This is a genomic window from Psychrobacter sp. (assembly GCF_030454045.1).
In the GTDB taxonomy this organism is placed as follows: domain Bacteria; phylum Pseudomonadota; class Gammaproteobacteria; order Pseudomonadales; family Moraxellaceae; genus Psychrobacter.
On the sequence record NZ_JAKDJE010000137.1, the window covers coordinates 1 to 1,502 of the forward strand.

Genomic DNA, 1,502 nt, shown 5'->3' on the forward strand with positions numbered 1-1,502 from the left:
TAGGTCTTTTTTTCACCTTGCATTTGGTATTGCACTTCATGTGTTAATCTAAGATATTTAAAACAGCGCGTCTATACGGTACGACGTGTCGCCAAGCTGTTTAAGATATTTTTGGCATCACCCCAACGTGTTGCTGAGCTGTTTGCCCCCAAGATAACAATAATCGCAGGACGATTATTGACTCGCGTTTCCATGACGACACAGCGGCCAGCTTCATTGATAAAACCTGTTTTTGAGATACCGATTGGGTAATTGCCCGCTCGAACCAAGCTACTGGTGTTGTTGGCTTTATAAGTGCGGTTGCCACTTGAGTAGTTCGAGACAAAAAAGTCATAGCTCTTGGTGGTAGAAAAACGACGAATCACATCATAGTTACCAGCCGCACGTACCATTTTTACCAAATCATTTGATGAGGCCACATTACGCTTATCAAGCCCAGTTGGGTCACCAAAGAAAGCGGTGCTCATGCCTAAATCTTGAGCCTTGCGGTTCATCGCACGAATAAAGGCGCTGTAGCCGCCTGGATAATTGCGTGCTAAGCTCTTCGCTGCTGGGTTTTCAGATTTCATCAATGCCATCAATAGCATCTCAGCACGGTTTAAACGGTCACCTGATTTTAGGCGTGAGCTTGCACGTTTTGGTCCGACAAAGTCTTCAGGATCCAGTATGATTTCTTCACGCATATCAAGACCTGCATCGAGCACAACCATGGCTGTCATTATTTTGGTAATACTGGCCATAGGGCGTGCAATATCAGCGTCTTTTTCGTAGATAGATTCGCCCGTTTCAGCATCGATCACCGCGACACTACGCGAATCAGTACTGATCGGAATCATATCACTGCTACCAAACGCGCCGCGATAAGTGGTGTTGTAACGAGCGGTATTGTTGCTACTTGCAAAGCTATTGCCATTTGTGATGTTGGTCGTACCATACCCGTTGTCGACTTTTTTGATGGCAGAGCTGTTAGACTTGTACATAATGTTACGCGCTTCAGACAAGCTATCAGCGCCACCCCAACTCAGACGGGCACTAGAGGCTGTCTCAGTGCTACCATTAATCGTAAGTGCAGCTTGTGCAACACTGCCCAAACTCAATGAAATCATAGCAGCGATCAATTGCTGTTTGGTCAATGATAGTTGCTTCATCATGCCTCCTGCTGTCGCTATCACGTCAGTGATATATTGTCTGACGTCAAAAACGTACGTAGTGTTTATAGATGTGTTTGTAAGTACTCACATAGAGCTTTTGTATTTTTAGTGTATCATGGTTTACATTTAAGTCTAATCTATCAAACTGATTTAGTAGTTTTTTTTGACTTACTTCAAACTTTGATACAACCTGTTTATAATTTAGAAACACTGATTAACATTATAGCAATATAACTTAACTTAGAATGCCATGATTGCATGTCTTTTATTATATTAAATAAAGACGCTTGCAGAGCCTATGATTAGGGCGTGTTGAACATTCGCAAATAGGCACTGCTGATCGCTAAAATT

1 protein-coding gene is annotated in these 1,502 nt (G+C 42.7%); it reads right to left on the reverse strand.

What is annotated here, in order from left to right:
- Nucleotides 1-71: 71 nt before the first annotated feature.
- Nucleotides 72-1,148 carry a serine hydrolase gene (locus L0G63_RS13655; RefSeq protein WP_301451143.1) on the reverse strand — a complete coding sequence of 359 codons (1,077 nt, stop codon included), beginning with the start codon at nt 1,146-1,148 and terminating at the stop codon, nt 72-74.
- Nucleotides 1,149-1,502 lie beyond the last annotated feature (354 nt).